Raw genomic sequence first — 17,794 nt, forward strand, 5'->3', positions numbered from 1 at the left:
GCGCGCGGCGAACGTAGTGTGGCCGGGTGCGCAGTGAACGCAGGCTGAGGCGGCTCGTGCTGCCGGACGCAGCCGTGTGGGGGTGGACGGTCCGGCACCGGCACCGGGACGGCGGCCTCTGCCAGGAGGTGCTGACGCTGTACCGGGACAGGACGCCGGTCCGGATCGTCTTCCCGGGCACGGGTGGCGCCTACGGGCACTCCGGTCTCGTCGCCGACCGCCACGGGAACGCCGTCAATCTGCACGAGCCCGGCGTCGTACGGGCGTTCGTGGACGCGGTGCGGCGCCGGGAGGCCACGGGCGGCGAGGTGGACGGGTGGGCGCTGCTGCCCGGCGTCGTCGTCAGCCTCGCAGCAGCAGCCACTCCTGGAGCTCCACCAGGTTGCCCTCCGGGTCCTTGAGGTGGGCCACGCGCATGCGGTCGGTCATGGGGGCCGGGCCGTGGATCACCGTCCCGCCGCGGGCGGTGATCCGCGCGCAGTAGGCGTCGAGGTCGTCCACGCGCAGCACCACCAGGGAGCGGTGGCCGTTGACGGTGTCGCCCAGCTCGTCCAGGATCTCGGCCATCATCGCCCGGTCCTGGAGGGCGATCCCGGCGGAACCGGTGTGCGGGCTGAACTTCTCGTACGGGCCCTCGGTCGCGCCGGACTGCGGCTTCAGGCCGAGGACGTCGGCGTAGAAGTGGTAGCAGGCGGCGAAGTCGGTGACCAGGAGCCGGACTTGGGCGAGTTCCACGGTGTCCCCCAGGTGTGTCAGGACCAGCGGCCGGTGCAGCCCAGCAGCAGGGCCGCGGCGGCGGTGCCGGCGGTGGATGTGCGCAGCACGGTGGGCCCGAGGACGTACGGCCGCGCACCGGCCTGCGCGAAGAGTGCCAACTCCTCGGGGGAGACGCCTCCTTCGGGGCCGACGACCAGCACGATGTCGCCCTCGGCGGGGAGTTCGGCGGTGGCGAGACGTCCCTCGCCGCTCTCGTGGAGGACGGCGGCGAAGTCGGCGGTGGCCAGCAGTGCGCACACCTGCTTGGTGGTCGCCGCGTCCGCGACCTCCGGGAAGCGGACCCGGCGCGACTGCTTGCCGGCCTCGCGCGCGGTCGCCCGCCACTTGCCGAGCGCCTTCAGGCCGCGCTCGCCCTTCCACTGGGTGATGCAGCGCGACGCCTGCCAGGGCACGATCGCGTCGACGCCGACCTCGGTCATCGTCTCCACGGCGACCTCGCCCCGGTCGCCCTTCGGCAGGGCCTGGACGACGGTGATGCGGGGGACGGCCGGCGGCTCCTCGTGGACCGACGCCACGTCCACCACGAGCCGGTCCTTGCCCTCGGCCGCCTTGACGACGCCCTCGGCCCAGCGGCCGCGCCCGTCGGTGAGGACCACGTCCTCGCCGGGCCGCAGCCGCTTCACGGACACGGCGTGCCGTCCCTCGGGTCCGTCGAGCACGAACTCCGGTCCGGTGAGGTCGAGTCGGTCCACGACGAAGACGGGTGCGGTCATCGCGCGTCACCTCCGGCCGACAACGCTGTCCGGGCGGCGGCGAGTTCGGCCGCCAGCACCTCCACCAGCTCTCCGGCGGGCAGTTCCCGGGCCAGCCGGTGGCCCTGGCCCGCGAACAACGACATGCTCTGCGCGTCCCCGGCCCGGGCGGCGGCCTTGCGCAGTGGCGAGGTCAGGTGGTTGACCTCGGGGTAGGCGGCGGGGGCGTAGGGGCCGTGCTCGCGCACGAAGCGGTTGACCAGTACGCGCGCCGGGCGGCCCGAGAACGCGCGGGTCAGCTCGGTGCGCGCGTACAGGGGGTCGGTCAGCGCCCGCTTGTGCAGGGTGTGGGCGCCGGACTCGGGGGTGGCGAGGAACGCGGTGCCGAGCTGGGCCGCGCTGGCGCCGGCCGCGAGGACGGCGGCGATCTGACCGCCGCGCATGATGCCGCCGGCGGCGACGACCGGCAGGCTCACGGCCTCCCGGATCTGCGCGACCAGCGACAGCAGACCGATGGCGGAGCCGTCGTTCTCGGGCAGGTCCCGGTGCGTGCCCTGGTGGCCGCCCGCCTCCACGCCCTGTGCGATCACCGCGTCCGCCCCGGCCCGCTCGACCGCGCGTGCCTCCTCGGCGGTGGTGGCGGTGACCAGGGTGAGGGTGCCGGCCCGGCGCAGCCGGTCGAGCACGTCCCGGCCCGGCACGCCGAAGTGGAACGAGACCACCGGCACCGGGTTGTCGAGGAGTACGGCGAGCTTGGCGTCGTAGCCGTCGTCCCGGCCGCTGTCGGGGTCGCCCAGCTCGGTCTCGTACCAGGCGGCCTCGCCGGCCAGCTGATGCGCGTAGACCTCCACGGCGCCCGATTCGGACAGCTCGGGCTGCGGCAGGAACACGTTCACGCCGAAGGGGCGGCTCGTCAGCCCCCGCAGCTGTTTGATCTCCTGGTACATCCCGTCGGCGGTCTTGTAACCGGCGGCGAGGAACCCGAGGCCGCCGGCCTCGGAGACGGCGGCGACGAGCTGCGGGACGGAGACGCCGCCCGCCATGGGGGCCTGCACGATCGGGTGGGGGAGGAGATCGGTCAGCGCGGAGGACATGACCGCATGTTGTCACGTCCTCCGAACAAGTCCGAATCCGGGCTTCCCACGGCATAGGACAGGGGCATACGGGTCGTCCGAGCACCCCGTACGCCCCTGGTCCCCCGGGGCTCAGCGCCCGTTGAACGCGTCCTTCAGCCGCGAGAACAGCCCCTGCTGACCCGGCTGGAACTGTCCCTGCGGACGCTCCTCGCCGCGCAGCTTGGCCAGCTCGCGCAGCAGTCGCTCCTGCTCGGGGTCCAGCTTGGTCGGGGTCATGACCTCGACATGCACGATCAGGTCACCCCGGCCGCCGCCGCGCAGATGCGTGACACCGCGGCCATGCAGCGGGATCGACTGGCCGGACTGGGTGCCCGGCCGGATGTCGACCTCCTCCATGCCGTCCAGGGTCTCCAGCGGCACCTTGGTGCCGAGCGCGGCCGCGGTCATCGGGATCGTGACCGTGCAGTGCAGGTCGTCGCCGCGCCGCTGGAAGGTCGAGTGGGGCAGCTCGTGGATCTCGACGTACAGGTCGCCGGCCGGACCGCCGCCGGGGCCGACCTCGCCCTCGCCGGCGAGCTGGATCCGGGTGCCGTTGTCGACACCGGCCGGGATCTTGACGGTCAGCGTGCGCCGGGAGCGGACCCGGCCGTCGCCCGCGCACTCCGGGCACGGGGTCGGCACGACGGTCCCGAAGCCCTGGCACTGGGGGCAGGGGCGCGAGGTCATGACCTGACCCAGGAAGGACCGGGTGACCTGCGAGACCTCGCCGCGGCCGCGGCACATGTCACACGTCTGGGCGGTCGTACCGGGCGCCGCGCCCTCGCCGTTGCAGGTGTTGCAGACGACCGCCGTGTCGACCTGGATGTCCTTGGTGGTCCCGAAGGCCGCCTCGTCCAGCTCGACCTCGATGCGGATCATCGCGTCCTGGCCGCGCCGGGTGCGCGAGCGCGGCCCGCGCTGCGACGCCGTGCCGAAGAACGCGTCCATGATGTCGGAGAAGTTGCCGAAGCCACCGGCGCCGAAGCCGCCCGCGCCCGCGCCGCCGCTCTGCGAGAGCGGGTCGCCGCCGAGGTCGTAGACCTGCTTCTTCTGCGGGTCCGACAGCACCTCGTAAGCGGCGTTGATCTCCTTGAACCGCTCCTGGGTCTTCGGATCGGGGTTGACGTCCGGGTGCAGCTCGCGCGCGAGCCGACGGAACGCCTTCTTGATCTCATCCTGCGACGCGTCGCGGCGCACGCCGAGAACGGCGTAGTAGTCCGTGGCCACTTACGACTCCGCCAGGATCTGTCCGACGTACCGTGCCACTGCGCGTACCGCTCCCATCGTTCCCGGGTAGTCCATGCGGGTCGGTCCGACCACGCCGAGCTTGGCAACCGCCTCGCCGCCCGAACCGTAGCCCACCGACACGACGGACGTGGAGTTGAGTCCCTCGTGTGCGTTCTCGTGACCGATACGCACGGTCACGCCCGGATCCTTCGCCTCGCCAAGGAGTTTGAGGAGCACGACCTGCTCCTCAAGGGCCTCCAGGACGGGCCGGATCGTGAGGGGAAAGTCATGTCCGAAGCGGGTGAGATTGGCGGTGCCGCCGATCATCAGCCGCTCCTCGTTCTCCTCCACGAGTGTCTCCAGAAGAGTGGAGAGCACCGTGGAGACCGTACCGCGGTCCTCCGGATCGAAGGCGTCCGGAAGATCCTCGACCAGCGTCGGCACGTCCGTGAACCGGCGCCCCGCGACCCGGCTGTTGAGCCGCGCCCGCAGATCCGCCAGCGAGGCCTCGCCGAACGGCGCCGGGCAGTCGACCATCCGCTGCTCGACCCGGCCGGTGTCCGTGATCAGCACGAGCATCACGCGCGCGGGCGCGAGCGAGAGCAGCTCGACGTGGCGGACGGTGGACCGGGTCAGGGACGGGTACTGCACGACGGCGACCTGCCGCGTGAGCTGCGCGAGCAGCCGTACGGTACGGGCCACGACGTCGTCGAGATCGACGGCGCCCTCCAGGAAGTTCTGGATGGCCCGCCGTTCCGGAGCCGTCATCGGCTTGACACCGGCGAGCTTGTCGACGAACAGCCGGTAGCCCTTGTCGGTCGGAATCCGCCCGGCGCTGGTGTGCGGCTGCGCGATGAAGCCCTCGTCCTCCAGGGCCGCCATGTCGTTGCGGACGGTCGCCGGGGAGACCCCGAGGTTGTGCCGCTCGGTCAGCGCCTTGGAGCCGACCGGCTCCTCGGTCCCGACGTAGTCCTGGACGATCGCGCGCAGCACCTGGAGCCTGCGTTCACTCAGCATGCGCGCGCACCTCCAGCACGTCGTCCCCTCGCCCCGCTCGTCCGTCGGGGTCGGCCTCCTGGCACTCTTCCCATACGAGTGCCAGCCCTTTCCCGGCCCCAGTGTACGGCTGTCCGGTACACCCGGGGCAAGGTCGGTGCGCTCGCCACGCGTCGTACGGCTAGCGTCGCGGTATGACCGTGACTTGGGAAGAGCTGGGGTGGGAACGGCTGGCCGCCGGGGTCGGGCGGTGCCGGCTGCCGGGCTGGGACTGCACGGTGGGGCTGGTCCTCGGCGAGGGTGCGGCGCTCTTGGTGGACGCCGGGTCGAGTCTGACCGAAGGCGCGCGGCTGCGGGGGCAGGCCGAGGAACTGGCCGGCCGCCGTGTGACCCATCTCGCGCTCACCCACCCCCATTTCGACCATGTCTTCGGGGTCCCGGCGTTCGCCGGGGCGCGGGTGTACGCGGCGGTGGGGGTGGACGCGGTGTTCGCCCACGAGCGGGAGGAACTGCGCCTGGACGCGATCAGGAACGGCCTGCCGGTCGCCGACGCCGACGAGGCGACGGACGCGCTGGTCCCGCCCGCCCACCAGGTGTCGGGCGAGTGGACCCTGGACCTGGGCGCCGGCCGCCAGGTCCTGCTGGCCAACGTGGGCCCCGGCCACACCGCGAACGACCTGGCGGTCCTGGTCCCCGGCGACCGTGAGGTGGTCTTCTGCGGCGACCTGGTCGAGGAGTCCGGCGAACCCCAGGCGGGCCCGGACGCGGTCCCGTCCCACTGGCCCGCCGCGCTCGACCGGCTGCTGGCGCTGGGCGGTGCGGACGCTCTGTACGTGCCGGGTCACGGAGCGGTGGTGGACGCGGCGTTCGTACGACGGCAGCGCGATCGACTGGCGGCCCGTTTCGGCGTGTCGTAGGCGCTGGTCCGCGACTTCTCCTATCGTCACTCGAATGCGCCAGTACTCCGCCGATCTGACCCCGCCGTGGAAGAAGTCCGCGCCCGTGCCGGAGGTGGCGGCGGAGCCGGGACTGGTGGTGGAGGAGCCCGGCACCGGGTTCTGCGGGGCGGTGACCCGCTGCGAGGCGGGCACGGTGACCCTGGAGGACCGCTTCGGCAAGCACCGCGTCTTCCCGCTGGAGCCACGCGGCTTCCTGCTGGAGGGCAGGGTGGTCACGCTCGTACGGCCGTCGTCGTCGCGCGGTCCGGTACGGCCCACCCGTACGGCCTCCGGCTCGGTCGCCGTCCCCGGCGCACGCGCGCGCGTGGCCCGCGCCGGCCGCATCTACGTCGAGGGCCGGCACGACGCCGAACTGGTCGAGAAGGTCTGGGGTGACGACCTGCGCGTCGAGGGCGTGGTGGTGGAGTACCTGGAGGGCGTGGACGATCTGCCGTCGGTCGTCGCGGAGTTCGCTCCCGGGCCCGACGCCCGCCTGGGCGTCCTGGTGGACCACCTGGTCCCCGGCACGAAGGAATGGCGCATCGCCGAGTCCGTGACGAGTGAGCACGCGCTGGTGGTCGGCCACCCGTACATCGACATCTGGGAGGCCGTGAAGCCGGCCGCCCTGGGCATCGCCGAGTGGCCCCGGGTCCCCCGCGGCCAGGACTGGAAGACGGGCGCGTGCCGCGCCCTGGGCTGGCCGTCGGACAACACCGGCGCGGTGTGGCAGGCGATCCTGAAGCGGGTGGGCTCCTACAAGGACCTGGAGCCGGAGCTGCTGGGGCGGGTGGAGGAGCTGATCGACTTCGTCACGGGGCCCGCGTAGCGGAACGCGGGCGCCTCGTGCCTCGGCGCGGTCTCAGTCGACCAGGTCCCGCACCACCGCGTCCGCCAGCAACCGCCCCCGCAGCGTCAGCACGGCGCGCCCCTCGTCGTACGGCCCCGGCTCCAGGAGACTCTCCCCCAGCGCGCGCCGGGAAGCCGCCAGCCCCTCCTGCCTCAGCAGGGACAGCGGTACGCCCTCCCGCAGGCGCAGCTCCAGCAGGACGCGCTCGACCCGCCGGTCCTCGTCGGAGAGCAGCTCGCGCCCGGCGCCCGGTGAGCGGCCGGAGGCCAGGGCCGCCGCGTAGGCGCCCGGGTGCTTGACGTTCCACCAGCGCACGCCGCCCACGTGCGAGTGCGCCCCCGGGCCCGCGCCCCACCAGTCGGCGCCGCGCCAGTACAGCTCGTTGTGCAGGCAGCGCCCGGCTTGCGAGGTGGCCCAGTTGGAGACCTCGTACCAGTCGAAGCCCGCCGCGGACAGCAGTTCCTCGGCGATCAGATAGCGGTCGGCGTGAACGTCGTCGTCGGTCATCGGGATCTCGCCCCGGCGGATCCGGCGGGCGAGCTGGGTGCCCTCCTCCACGATCAGGGCGTACGCGCTGATGTGGTCCGGGCCCGCGCCCAGCGCCGCCCGGAGCGACGCCCGCCAGTCGTCGTCGCTCTCGCCCGGCGTGCCGTAGATCAGGTCGAGGTTGACGTGCTCGAAGCCCGCCGCCCTCGCCTCCGCCACGCAGGCCTCGGGGCGGCCGGGGGTGTGGGTCCGGTCCAGGACCTTCAGCACGTGCTGCCTCGCGCTCTGCATGCCGAAGGAGATGCGGTTGAAGCCGCCCTCGCGGAGGGTCGCGAGATAGGCCGGGTCGACCGACTCCGGGTTCGCCTCCGTCGTCACCTCCGCGTCCGGCGCCAGGCCGAACTCGTCGCGGATCGCGCCCAGCATCCGGACGAGATCGTCGGCGGCCAGCAGCGTCGGCGTACCGCCCCCGACGAAGACCGTGCGGACCTCCCGGGGGTCGTCGCCGAGCACCTTGCGGGCGAGGCGGATCTCGTCCGTCAGCGTCTGCGCGTAGTTGTCACGGGACGCCAGCACCCCGCCCGTGCCGCGCAGCTCGGTCGCGGTGTAGGTGTTGAAGTCGCAGTAGCCGCAGCGGGTGGCGCAGTACGGCACGTGCAGGTAGAAGCCGAGCGGGCGGTCTGCGGCCCCGGCGAGCGCGTGCGCGGGCAGCGCGCCGTCGGCGGGGACGGGCTCGCCGTCGGGGAGTGCGGAAGGCATGTCCCCATTGTCCAGCACCCGGGGCGTCACTCCGCCTGGAGGACGAGCAGCGCCAGATCGTCCTCGGGCTGGCCGCCGCCGAAGTCGTGCACCAGGCGGCGGATCGTCTCCGCGATCAGCTCGGCGTCCAGGCCCGCGCAGCCGGACAGGGCGCGGGCGAGTCCGTCGCCGTCGTCGAACTGGCGGGAGCCGGAGCGCCGCTCGGTCACCCCGTCGGTGACGCACAGCAGGCTGTCGCCGGGCCGCAGGTCGAGGGTCTCGCTGGTGTAGGTCTCGTCCTCGATCACGCCGAGCAGGGTCTGCGGGCGGGCCGCCGTGCGCACCGTGCCGTCGGGGCACAGGACGAGCGGCAGCGGATGGCCGGCGGAGGCGAGGGTGCAGCGGACCCCGTCCGCGTGCGGCGTCAGCTCGCCGTAGAGGAGGGAGAGGAAGCGGGTCTGCGGGCCGTCCCCGGGGGCCACGGGGCGGCCGCCCACCGCGACCAGGGCGCGGGCGGCGGCGTCGGCGGCCTCGGTGGCGTCGTCCAGGAGGAGCTGGTTGAGGCGGTCGAGGACGTCGGCGACCCGGTAGCCCTCGCGGGCGAGCAGGCGCAGCCAGGGCCGGGCGAGGCCGATCACGACGGCCGCCTCGGGGCCCTTGCCCTGGACGTCGCCGATGGCGAAGCACCAGCGGCCGTCGCCCGCCGGGAACAGGTCGTAGAAGTCGCCGCTGGGGCCGCCCTTGTCGCACGGCTCGTACACGAGCGCGCTGCTCATCCCGGGGATCTGGGCGACCGCGCCGGGCAGCAGCCCGCGCTGGAGCACGGCGCTGATGGTGGCCTGGCGGGCGTACTGGCGGGCCGCGCCGATGGCGAGCGCCACCCGGCGGCCCAGGTCCTCCACGAGCCCGGTGACCTCGTCGGGGAAGGCGGCGGGGCCGGAGCGGCCGATGACCAGCGTGCCGAGCGGCCGGCCGCCCGCGATCAGCCGGTACGCCAGCGCCGTGCCCTCGGCGCCGCGCGGGCCGAGCGCGTCCCCGGGCCAGGGGTACGGCTCGGGGCCCGAGCGCAGCCCCTCGCGCGGGGCGGGCGGCTCCTTCTCCAGGGCGCGGTGCAGCTCCTCGACATGGCTCTCGCAGGTGTGCCAGACCCGGGCGGGTCCGCCGCCGAGGCCGCCGCGCGCGCTCGCCTCGTCCTCCAGCCACACCGCGCACCAGTCGGCGAGCCGGGGCACGATGAGCTGGCCGGTGAGCGCGGTGACCAGGGACTCGTCCAGCTGTCCGGCGAGCAGGTCGGAGGCCTCGGCGAGGAAGGACAGCGCGCCCCGCCCGAGCCACTCGCCCCCACCGTCGGCCCGCAGCGGCTGCGGGGCCAGCTCCTCGGCGACCGCCAGGGCGGCGCCCGGGGCCGGTCCGTCCGGCTCGCCGACGCCGCCCGGGGGCAGCCGCGCCCAGACGGTCTTGGCGCCGACGCGGTAGGTGACGCCCCAGGACTCGGCGAGGGTGGCGACCAGCCGCAGCCCGCGCCCGTACTCGTGGGCGTCGTACGGCGCCTCGCCGCCGAGGGGGTCGCGCGGGGCGCGCGAGGGGTGCCGGTCGCACACCTCCACGGTGAGCGCGCCGCTCTCCTCCAGCCGCCACTCGACCTCGACGTCCGTACCGGCGTGCACGACGGCGTTGGTGACCAGCTCGCTGACGACGGCCATGGCGTCGTCGGCGAGCCGCGGCGCCACGCCCGGCTCGCCGGCGAGCGCGGCCCGCACCAGCGCCCGCGCCGCCCCGGGCGCCAGCGCACTCCCGGGCAGCGCCGCCCGCCCCCGTGCCTCCCTGGCCCGTGGCCCGCTCTCCCGCTGCGTGGGTATGGCCGCCATGTCCATGCGGCCAGGGTGACAGACAGGGGGCGATCAGAAGCGCTCAGTTATCGAAGTGGCCAGAAGAGGGCCACTTTTGAACAAGGTCGAGCGCAAACTCCCCGGGGCACGGGGAACCACGCGCTACTTCTCCCTCGTCCCGGCGTACATCTCGTCGATGAGGGCCTTGTACTCCCTCTCCACCACCGGCCGCTTCAACTTCAGGCTCGGCGTGATCTCGCCGTGCTCCACGTCGAGGTCCCTCGGCAGCAGCCGGAACTTCTTGATCGTCTGCCACTTCTGGAGCCCCGCGTTGAGCTCCCGCACGTACCCGTCGACCATCTCGACCGTCTGCGGCGCGGCGACGATGTCGGCGTACGACCGTCCCTCCAACCCGTTCGCCTTCGCCCAGTCCAGGATCGCGATCTCGTCGAGGGCGATGAGGGCGGTGCAGTAGTTCCGGTCGGCGCCGTGCACCAGGATGTTGGAGACGTACGGGCACACGCCCTTGAACTGGCCCTCGACCTCGGCCGGGGCGACGTACTTGCCGCCGGAGGTCTTGATGAGGTCCTTCTTGCGGTCGGTGATGCGCAGGTAGCCGTCGGGGGACAGCTCGCCGATGTCGCCGGTGTGGAACCAGCCGTCGGACTCCAGCACCTCGGAGGTCTTGTCGGGCAGCTTGTGGTAGCCCTGCATGATGCCGGGGCCGCGCAGCAGGATCTCGCCGTCCTCGGCGATGCGGACCTCCGTGCCGGGCAGCGGCTTGCCGACCGTGCCGGTGCGGTAGGCCTCGCCGGGGTTGACGAAGGAGGCGGCGGAGGACTCGGTGAGGCCGTAGCCCTCCAGGATGTGGATGCCGGCACCGGCGAAGAAGTAGCCGATCTCGGGCGCGAGCGCGGAGGCGCCGGAGACACAGGCGCGCAGCCGGCCGCCGAAGGCCTCGCGGAGCTTGGCGTAGACGAGGGTGTCGGCGACCTTGTGCTTGGCGGCGAGGGCGAAGGGCGCCGCGTGGGTGCCGGTGCGGCGGAAGTTGTCCTGGGTGACCTTGGCGTACTCGCGGGAGACCTCGGCGGCCCACTGGAAGATCTTGTACTTGGCCGGGCCGCCCTCGCGGGCCTTGGCGGCGACGCCGTTGTAGACCTTCTCGAAGATGCGCGGCACGGCCGCCATGTACGTCGGCTGCACCACCGGAAGGTTCTCGATGATCTTGTCGACCCGGCCGTCCACGGCGGTGACGTGCCCGACCTCGATCTGTCCGGAGGTGAGCACCTTGCCGAAGACGTGCGCGAGCGGCAGCCACAGGTACTGCACGTCGTCGATGGTGACCAGGCCGGTCGCGGCGATGGCCTTCGCCATGTACGACCAGTTGTCGTGCGGCAGGCGCACGCCCTTGGGGCGGCCGGTGGTGCCGGAGGTGTAGATGAGGGTGGCGAGCTGGTCGCTGGTGATCGCGCCGACCCGCTCCTTGATCAGCTCGGGGTGCTTCTCCAGGTGGGCGGCGCCGCGCAGCTCCAGCTCGGCGAGGGTGATCACCCAGTCGTCCGTCTCGACGCCGGCCGGGTCGATGACGACGACCTTGGTCAGCTCCGGCAGCTCGGCGCGCTTCTCGACGGCCTTGGCGACCTGCGCCGCGTCCTCGGCGATGAGCACCCGGCTCTCGGAGTCGGAGAGGATGAAGGCCGACTCGTCGGCGTTGGTCTGCGGGTAGACCGTGGTCGTCGCACCGCCCGCGCACAGGATGCCGAGGTCGGAGAGGATCCACTCGACGCGGGTGGAGGCCGCGAGGGCCACCCGCTGCTCGGGCTGAAGGCCCAGTTCGATGAGTCCGGCCGCGATCGCGTACACCCGCTCGGCCGCCTGCGCCCAGCTCAGCGACTTCCAGTCGTCGGGGCCCTGGCCCGAGGACGGCGGCACCGGGTAGCGGTAGGCCTCGGCGTCCGGTGTGGCCGCGACGCGCTCCAGGAAGAGGGACGCCACGGACGGCGGACGGTTCTCGATCAGGGTCTGTGTGTCGCTCACGACATCCTCCGGGGCCCGCGACGGTGCGGCTGGCTCAGTGCGGCTGGGGTGACTCACGGTGGGGTTCGCGCGTGTTGTTTAACTCGCGAGTAACTATCGAGCAGGGATCAGAGTAAGCCGCGACCGGCCGCTGCGTAAGGGGCATCGGGCTGTCTGTTTCCCCGCACGTTCCACGCAGAGCGACGTTACGCGCGCGTAGGGGCCCGCCGCACTTTCGTACGACGAGCCCCTTCATGCCCGGTTTGCGGACGCAACCCGTTGTTACCCGTGGTTACTTCTTGCCCTTGGCCGACCCCGCGCTGTCATCACTGGACAGGACGGCGATGAAGGCCTCCTGCGGAACCTCCACGGAACCCACCATCTTCATCCGCTTCTTGCCTTCCTTCTGCTTCTCCAGCAGCTTCCGCTTACGGGAGATGTCACCGCCGTAGCACTTGGCGAGGACGTCCTTGCGGATGGCGCGGATGGTCTCGCGGGCGATCACCCGGGAGCCGATGGCGGCCTGGATGGGCACCTCGAAGGCCTGCCGGGGGATCAGCTCGCGCAGCTTGGCCACGAGCCGCACGCCGTACGCGTACGCCGCGTCCTTGTGGGTGATCGCCGAGAAGGCGTCCACCTTGTCGCCGTGCAGCAGGATGTCGACCTTGACCAGGCTGGACGTCTGCTCGCCGGTGGGCTCGTAGTCGAGGGAGGCGTAGCCGCGGGTCTTGGACTTCAGCTGGTCGAAGAAGTCGAAGACGATCTCCGCGAGCGGCAGCGTGTAGCGGATCTCGACCCGGTCCTCGGAGAGGTAGTCCATGCCGAGCAGGGTGCCGCGCCGGGTCTGGCACAGCTCCATGATCGAGCCGATGAACTCGGTGGGCGCCAGGATGGTGGCGCGCACGACCGGCTCGTACACCTCGTTGATCTTGCCTTCGGGGAACTCGCTCGGGTTGGTGACGACGTGCTCGCTGCCGTCCTCCATGACCACGCGGTAGACCACGTTGGGGGCGGTGGCGATCAGGTCGAGGCCGAACTCGCGCTCCAGCCGCTCGCGGATCACGTCCAGGTGCAGCAGGCCGAGGAAGCCGACGCGGAAGCCGAAGCCGAGGGCCGCGGAGGTCTCCGGCTCGTAGACCAGCGCGGCGTCGTTGAGCTGGAGCTTGTCCAGCGCCTCGCGCAGCTCGGGGTAGTCGGAACCGTCCAGCGGATACAGGCCCGAGAAGACCATCGGCTTCGGGTCCTTGTAGCCGCCGAGGGCTTCCGTCGCGCCCTTCTGCTGGCTGGTGACGGTGTCACCGACCTTGGACTGGCGGACGTCCTTCACGCCGGTGATGAGGTAGCCCACCTCGCCGACGCCGAGGCCGTCGGCCGGCAGCATCTCGGGCGAGCTGACGCCGATCTCCAGCAGCTCGTGGGTGGCGCCGGTGGACATCATCTTGATCCGCTCACGCTTGTTGAGCTGACCGTCGATGACACGCACGTACGTCACGACGCCGCGGTAGGAGTCGTAGACCGAGTCGAAGATCATCGCGCGGGCGGGGGCGTCGGCGACGCCGACCGGGGCCGGGATCTCCTTGACGACCTTGTCCAGCAGCGCCTCCACGCCGAGGCCGGTCTTGGCGGAGACCTTCAGCACGTCGGACGGGTCGCAGCCGACCAGGTTCGCCAGCTCCTCGGCGAACTTCTCCGGCTGGGCGGCCGGCAGGTCGATCTTGTTCAGCACGGGGATGATCGTGAGGTCGTTCTCCATCGCCAGGTAGAGGTTGGCGAGGGTCTGCGCCTCGATGCCCTGGGCGGCGTCGACGAGGAGGACGGTCCCCTCGCAGGCGGCCAGCGACCGCGAGACCTCGTAGGTGAAGTCGACGTGCCCCGGGGTGTCGATCATGTTGAGGATGTGGGTCGTGCCCTGATCGGGGCCCTCGGTGGGGGCCCAGGGCAGACGCACCGCCTGGGACTTGATCGTGATGCCGCGCTCGCGCTCGATGTCCATCCGGTCGAGGTACTGAGCACGCATCTGCCGCTGCTCGACCACACCGGTCAGCTGGAGCATCCGGTCGGCGAGCGTGGACTTGCCGTGGTCGATGTGCGCGATGATGCAGAAATTGCGGATCAGCGCCGGGGCGGTACGGCTCGGCTCGGGCACATGCTTAGGGGTCGCGGGCACGCAGGGTCCTGTCTCTTGAGGCGCCTTATGCCTCGGGTCGGATCGATACGTAGTCTCCATGGTCCCACGGGGAGCGACCGGGGACCGTTTTGGGCTGCCGGCTGGGCCGCTGGTACTGTAGATGGCTGTGCCTCATGCCCTCTCAGCGCGAGGCACGTCCGAGAAATTTTGGATCACCGGTACGGGACCCGAGCGGCCCCGCACCAGAACCTGAAAAGGCTCCTTCGTGGCGAACATCAAGTCCCAGATCAAGCGGATCAAGACCAACGAGAAGGCGCGGCTGCGCAACAAGGCCGTCAAGTCCTCCCTGAAGACCGCGATCCGCAAGGCCCGTGAGGCCGCTGCCGCGGGTGACGTCGAGAAGGCCACCGAGCTCCAGCGCGCCGCTGCGCGTGCGCTCGACAAGGCCGTCTCGAAGGGCGTCATCCACAAGAACCAGGCTGCCAACAAGAAGTCGGCGCTCGCTTCCAAGGTCGCGAGCCTCAAGGGCTGAACTCTCCCTTTGATCTGACCGCCGGACGGACCCAGAGCGGGCCCTCTCTCATCCGCTCCCTTTCGGCATCCACGGATTCGCACGCGGCCTGCGTTCGCCACGCGGGTGCGAATCCACCAGCTTGAATCGCAGACCCCGGTATCTCTCCCTTCCCCAGGGCGGATACCGGGGTTTTCGGTGTCCCGGTGCCGCCTATCCGCGCCCGCGCGACCGGGCGGCCCGGGCGATGGTCACGACCGCCTTCTCCAGCGCGTACTCAGGATCATCGCCTCCGCCCTTCACTCCGGCGTCGGCCTCGGCGACGGCGCGGAGCGCCACCGCGACACCGTCCGGCGTCCACCCCCGCATCTGCTGCCGCACCCGGTCGATCTTCCACGGCGGCATGCCCAGCTCACGGGCCAGGTCGGCCGGCCGCCCGCCGCGCGCGGACGACAGCTTTCCGATGGCCCGCACACCCTGGGCCAGCGCGCTGGTGATCATCACCGGCGCCACCCCCGTGGCCAGCGACCAGCGCAGCGCCTCCAGCGCCTCCGCCGTACGCCCCTCCACGGCCCGGTCGGCGACCGTGAAGCTGGAGGCCTCGGCCCGGCCGGTGTAGTACCGCCCGACGACCGCCTCGTCGATCGTCCCCTCCACGTCGGCGACCAGCTGCGACACCGCGGAGGCCAGCTCGCGCAGATCGCTGCCGATGGCGTCGCACAGCGTCTGGCACGCCTCGGGCGTCGCCGAGCGGCCCGCCGCGCGGAACTCCTGCCGCACGAACGCCAGCCGGTCCGCCGGCTTGGTCATCTTCGGGCAGGCCACCTCCCGCGCCCCCGCCTTGCGCGCGGCGTCCAGCAGGCCCTTGCCCTTGGCCCCGCCCGCGTGCAGCAGCACGAGGGTGATCTCCTCGGCGGGCGAACCGAGATACGCCTTGACGTCCTTGACCGTGTCGGCCGAAAGGTCCTGTGCGTTGCGTACGACCACGACTTTGCGCTCGGCGAAGAGCGAGGGACTGGTGAGCTCGGCGAGCGTGCCGGGCTGCAACTGGTCCGGGGTGAGGTCGCGTACGTCCGTGTCGGCGTCGGCGGCCCTGGCGGCGGCCACCACCTCCTGCACGGCACGGTCGAGCAGGAGGTCCTCCTGGCCCACGGCGAGTGTCACCGGGGCGAGAGGGTCGTCATTCGCAGTCTTCCTGGCCATCGCCTACAGCATCCCACGCGGCACTGACATCGAGTCCGCCCGCGCACCCTGAGCGGTCCCTGAACAGACCCGGAGCCCGCCTCGGGGGTCCGGCTCGGGGGCCGGATCCGGGGGCGGGCTCGCGCGGTCAGGGCTCCTCGCGCCAGCCGTCCCACTCCCCGGCGAACGCGTCCAGTTCGGCGGGGTCCAGCCGCTCGCCCTCGTCGCGCAGGACCAGCAGCCACTGCGCGTCCTCGGCGTCGTCCTCGCCGGCCAGGGCGTCCCGGACCAGTTGGGGCTCCTCGGCCAGGCCGAACCGCTCCCCGAGCGCCTCGGCCGCCTCCTCGGCGGCCTCCCGGTCGGGCAGCACCAGCACGTGTCTCACATCGCTCACGCACCCATTCTCCGGCACCCCCGGGCGGCGAAACCGCCAGGTCAGCCGTTGACCACGGCCCGGTCAGCCCTTGGCCACGAGCTGCACGTCGAGGTCGACCCGGACGCTGGAACCGACCACCGCGATGCCTCGCGCCAGCATGGACTGCCAGTTGACCGTGAAGTCGTCCCGGTGCAGCTCGGTGGTGGCCCGGCAGGCGGCCCGTACCTCGCCCTCCATGCCGTTGCCGAGGCCGAGGTACTCGGTGTCGAGCGTGATCGTGCGCGTCACCCCGTGCAGCGACAGCGCGCCGGTGATCGCCCACCGGCTGCCGCCCCTGTGCACGAACCGTTCGCTGTAGAACTCCAGGGCCGGGAACCGCTGCACGTCGAGGAAGTCCGCCGACCGCAGATGGTCGTCCCGCATCCGCACCCCCGTGTCGATGGAGGCGGCGTCGATCACGACGTGCATCGCCGACCGCTCCACCCGCTCGCCGATCCGCACCGCCCCGGCGAAGGAGGTGAACTGTCCGTGGATCCGGGCCAGTCCGATGTGCCGCGCGGTGAACCCGATCGAGGAGTGCATGGGCTCGATCTCCCAGTCGCCCGGCGCGGGCGGCTCCGGCGGATGGGACACCTGGAGGGTCACGTCGCCCAGCGAGGCGAGGGAGTTCTCGCCGACCAGCGCGGTGGCCCGGTAGGGCGTGTAGCCCTCGGCCGACAGCGCGAGCCGGTACTCCCCCGCCGGCACCGTCGCCATGAACGTCCCGTAGGGGTCCGTGCCGCCGCACATGACCTTGCGGCCCATGGTGTCGCTGACCGTGAACTCGGCGCCCGCGACCGGCTCGTCGACCGGATCGACCACCCGGCAGCTGAGCACCCCGGCGCCCGGCGGTGTCCGCACCGCCACCAGGGGACTCGTCCGTTCCTTCTGGTTCGTCCGGTTACCCAGCCAGCGGCCGAACATCTACGACACCCCTGTACGCCTCGACATCACCTGCTGTCGAAGGTCTATTCGATCACTGGTGCGGCTTTCGGGGCAACACGGGCCCACATCGCTGGAATCCGGCCCATGTGCCGGAACTGAGCCGAATCAGGGGTTCAGCTTCCGGTTTCGCACAGCCGGAACACAGCTCAGCTCGATCCCGAACCGCTCCCGGTACTACGCCAGCACCTCCTCGTCCGTCCCCAACTCCCTTGTCCCGCGCGCACCGTCCGCGTCCGTCGTGGTCAGCGACCGCCCGCTGAGCGTGATCCGCCCTCCGTCGCCGGCGACCCGTGAGCAGACCAGCGACCCGGTGAAGTGCGACAGCGGCGAGGTGCTGTGCCACCAGGCACCGGCTTTGAAGTCCGCGAGCACCCGGGGCCGCGTCTCCAGCCGGTACTGCGGCACCCCGTCCCGTACGACGTCCAGGTCCGGCTCCCCGGACCCCGCCGGGCCGTCGCCGCGCACCCCTGCCGCGTCCGGTCCCGCCTCCGCGACGCGGAACAGCCCGCCCGGGTCGGCCTGCTCCCCACGCTCGGCGAACCGCAGCGGGTAGTGGCTGTTCGCCCCGAACCCGACGTCGGCGAGCCAAACGTCCCCCTCCGCCGTCCGCACCCGCAGCGCGAGATGGTCGTACGGGACACCGAGCCGCCCCTCGTCCCCGTACACCCGCGCCGCGAGCAGCTCGACCTCGTAGCCGAGAGCGGTGAGCAGCGCGCCGAAGGCGCCGTTCAGTTCGTAGCAGAAGCCGCCCCGGCGCGCCCCGACCACCTTGTCCAGCAGCCGTTCCTCCTCCAGTGCGATCTCCTCGCCGAGGTGGACGGAGAGATTCTCGAAGGGAACGGTCCGCAGATGGCGCAGATGCAGCTCGCGCAGCGCCTCGCCGGTGGGCCGCTGCGGGCGCCCGGCCCCGATCCGGTGGAGGTAGGCGTCGGCCTGGCGTGAGTTCATGCGC

The 17,794-nt window shown here is 72.1% G+C and carries 17 protein-coding genes; 4 read left to right on the forward strand and 13 right to left on the reverse strand.

Features of this window, described 5'->3' with window-relative positions:
* Positions 1-26 precede the first annotated feature (26 nt).
* Positions 27-401, forward strand: coding sequence for a hypothetical protein (locus tag ACFC8N_RS01740; protein ID WP_356030854.1), 375 nt, complete (start codon positions 27-29; stop codon positions 399-401).
* On the opposite strand, the gene ACFC8N_RS01745 is transcribed toward ACFC8N_RS01740, so the two are convergent.
* The 5 genes from ACFC8N_RS01745 to hrcA form a co-directional block, all read right to left on the reverse strand.
* Positions 343-735 (reverse strand): VOC family protein, encoded by a 393-nt coding sequence (locus ACFC8N_RS01745; RefSeq protein ID WP_356030852.1) that lies wholly within the window; start codon positions 733-735, stop codon positions 343-345. The genes ACFC8N_RS01740 and ACFC8N_RS01745 overlap by 59 nt on opposite strands.
* 17 nt (positions 736-752) lie before the next feature.
* Positions 753-1,490 (reverse strand): 16S rRNA (uracil(1498)-N(3))-methyltransferase, encoded by a 738-nt coding sequence (locus ACFC8N_RS01750; RefSeq protein ID WP_376285428.1) that lies wholly within the window; start codon positions 1,488-1,490, stop codon positions 753-755.
* Complete coding sequence (locus tag ACFC8N_RS01755; protein ID WP_376285431.1) at positions 1,487-2,563, reverse strand: nitronate monooxygenase; 1,077 nt, start codon at positions 2,561-2,563, stop codon at positions 1,487-1,489. Before ACFC8N_RS01755 ends, ACFC8N_RS01750 begins: the two co-directional genes overlap by 4 nt.
* Before the next feature lie 111 nt (positions 2,564-2,674).
* Complete coding sequence (gene dnaJ, locus ACFC8N_RS01760) at positions 2,675-3,811, reverse strand: molecular chaperone DnaJ (RefSeq protein ID WP_356030849.1); 1,137 nt, start codon at positions 3,809-3,811, stop codon at positions 2,675-2,677.
* Complete coding sequence (hrcA, locus tag ACFC8N_RS01765) at positions 3,812-4,828, reverse strand: heat-inducible transcriptional repressor HrcA (RefSeq protein ID WP_356030847.1); 1,017 nt, start codon at positions 4,826-4,828, stop codon at positions 3,812-3,814.
* Between the two features lie 173 nt (positions 4,829-5,001).
* Between hrcA and ACFC8N_RS01770 the strand changes: the two genes are divergently transcribed.
* Both ACFC8N_RS01770 and ACFC8N_RS01775 read left to right on the forward strand, forming a co-directional pair.
* Complete coding sequence (locus ACFC8N_RS01770) at positions 5,002-5,724, forward strand: MBL fold metallo-hydrolase (RefSeq protein ID WP_356030845.1); 723 nt, start codon at positions 5,002-5,004, stop codon at positions 5,722-5,724.
* Between the two features lie 34 nt (positions 5,725-5,758).
* Positions 5,759-6,571 carry a DUF3097 domain-containing protein gene (locus ACFC8N_RS01775; protein WP_376285435.1) on the forward strand — a complete coding sequence of 271 codons (813 nt, stop codon included), beginning with the start codon at positions 5,759-5,761 and terminating at the stop codon, positions 6,569-6,571.
* A gap of 33 nt (positions 6,572-6,604) precedes the next feature.
* Here ACFC8N_RS01775 and hemW read toward each other — a convergent pair whose 3' ends face one another.
* The 4 genes from hemW to lepA form a co-directional block, all read right to left on the reverse strand.
* Positions 6,605-7,837: a radical SAM family heme chaperone HemW gene (gene hemW, locus ACFC8N_RS01780; protein ID WP_356030842.1), complete on the reverse strand. Its 1,233-nt coding sequence runs from the start codon at positions 7,835-7,837 to the stop codon at positions 6,605-6,607.
* A 26-nt stretch (positions 7,838-7,863) separates the two neighbouring features.
* Positions 7,864-9,684 (reverse strand): SpoIIE family protein phosphatase, encoded by a 1,821-nt coding sequence (locus tag ACFC8N_RS01785; protein WP_362823212.1) that lies wholly within the window; start codon positions 9,682-9,684, stop codon positions 7,864-7,866.
* Positions 9,685-9,807: 123 nt separating this feature from the next.
* Complete coding sequence (locus tag ACFC8N_RS01790) at positions 9,808-11,682, reverse strand: AMP-dependent synthetase/ligase (RefSeq protein WP_356037530.1); 1,875 nt, start codon at positions 11,680-11,682, stop codon at positions 9,808-9,810.
* A gap of 271 nt (positions 11,683-11,953) precedes the next feature.
* A complete protein-coding gene (gene lepA / locus ACFC8N_RS01795; protein WP_376285439.1) occupies positions 11,954-13,828 on the reverse strand; it encodes a translation elongation factor 4 in 1,875 nt (624 codons plus the stop codon).
* A gap of 226 nt (positions 13,829-14,054) precedes the next feature.
* Here lepA and rpsT point away from each other — a divergent pair, with 226 nt between their 5' ends.
* The gene (gene rpsT, locus ACFC8N_RS01800; RefSeq protein WP_004001350.1) at positions 14,055-14,321 is read left to right on the forward strand and encodes a 30S ribosomal protein S20; all 267 of its coding nucleotides are present in this window, start codon (positions 14,055-14,057) and stop codon (positions 14,319-14,321) included.
* Positions 14,322-14,513: 192 nt separating this feature from the next.
* Here the strand turns inward: rpsT and holA are convergent, their stop codons facing one another.
* The 4 genes from holA to ACFC8N_RS01820 all read right to left on the reverse strand — a co-directional run bounded on the left by holA (position 14,514) and on the right by ACFC8N_RS01820 (position 17,790).
* Positions 14,514-15,503: a DNA polymerase III subunit delta gene (gene holA, locus ACFC8N_RS01805; protein WP_356037536.1), complete on the reverse strand. Its 990-nt coding sequence runs from the start codon at positions 15,501-15,503 to the stop codon at positions 14,514-14,516.
* 127 nt (positions 15,504-15,630) lie between these two features.
* On the reverse strand, positions 15,631-15,876 hold the full coding sequence (locus ACFC8N_RS01810; RefSeq protein WP_356037538.1) for a hypothetical protein: 246 nt from the start codon (positions 15,874-15,876) through the stop codon (positions 15,631-15,633).
* Positions 15,877-15,939: 63 nt separating this feature from the next.
* Complete coding sequence (locus tag ACFC8N_RS01815) at positions 15,940-16,821, reverse strand: YceI family protein (RefSeq protein ID WP_356037541.1); 882 nt, start codon at positions 16,819-16,821, stop codon at positions 15,940-15,942.
* A gap of 195 nt (positions 16,822-17,016) precedes the next feature.
* Positions 17,017-17,790: an arylamine N-acetyltransferase gene (locus ACFC8N_RS01820; RefSeq protein ID WP_376285443.1), complete on the reverse strand. Its 774-nt coding sequence runs from the start codon at positions 17,788-17,790 to the stop codon at positions 17,017-17,019.
* Positions 17,791-17,794 lie beyond the last annotated feature (4 nt).

The sequence above is a fragment of the Streptomyces sp. NPDC055966 genome (assembly GCF_042269865.1).
Lineage (GTDB): Bacteria > Actinomycetota > Actinomycetes > Streptomycetales > Streptomycetaceae > Streptomyces.

What these genes read in the sequence shown, in the direction of transcription:
- ACFC8N_RS01750 (WP_376285428.1), bottom strand. Translation starts at nt 1,490, where the DNA reads ATGACCGCACCCGTCTTCGTCGTGGACCGACTCGACCTCACCGGACCG.
- ACFC8N_RS01755 (WP_376285431.1), bottom strand. Translation starts at nt 2,563, where the DNA reads ATGTCCTCCGCGCTGACCGATCTCCTCCCCCACCCGATCGTGCAGGCC.
- hrcA (WP_356030847.1), bottom strand. Translation starts at nt 4,828, where the DNA reads ATGCTGAGTGAACGCAGGCTCCAGGTGCTGCGCGCGATCGTCCAGGAC.
- ACFC8N_RS01770 (WP_356030845.1), top strand. Translation starts at nt 5,002, where the DNA reads ATGACCGTGACTTGGGAAGAGCTGGGGTGGGAACGGCTGGCCGCCGGG.
- ACFC8N_RS01775 (WP_376285435.1), top strand. Translation starts at nt 5,759, where the DNA reads ATGCGCCAGTACTCCGCCGATCTGACCCCGCCGTGGAAGAAGTCCGCG.
- hemW (WP_356030842.1), bottom strand. Translation starts at nt 7,837, where the DNA reads ATGCCTTCCGCACTCCCCGACGGCGAGCCCGTCCCCGCCGACGGCGCG.
- ACFC8N_RS01785 (WP_362823212.1), bottom strand. Translation starts at nt 9,684, where the DNA reads ATGGCGGCCATACCCACGCAGCGGGAGAGCGGGCCACGGGCCAGGGAG.
- holA (WP_356037536.1), bottom strand. Translation starts at nt 15,503, where the DNA reads ATGGCCAGGAAGACTGCGAATGACGACCCTCTCGCCCCGGTGACACTC.
- ACFC8N_RS01815 (WP_356037541.1), bottom strand. Translation starts at nt 16,821, where the DNA reads ATGTTCGGCCGCTGGCTGGGTAACCGGACGAACCAGAAGGAACGGACG.
- ACFC8N_RS01820 (WP_376285443.1), bottom strand. Translation starts at nt 17,790, where the DNA reads ATGAACTCACGCCAGGCCGACGCCTACCTCCACCGGATCGGGGCCGGG.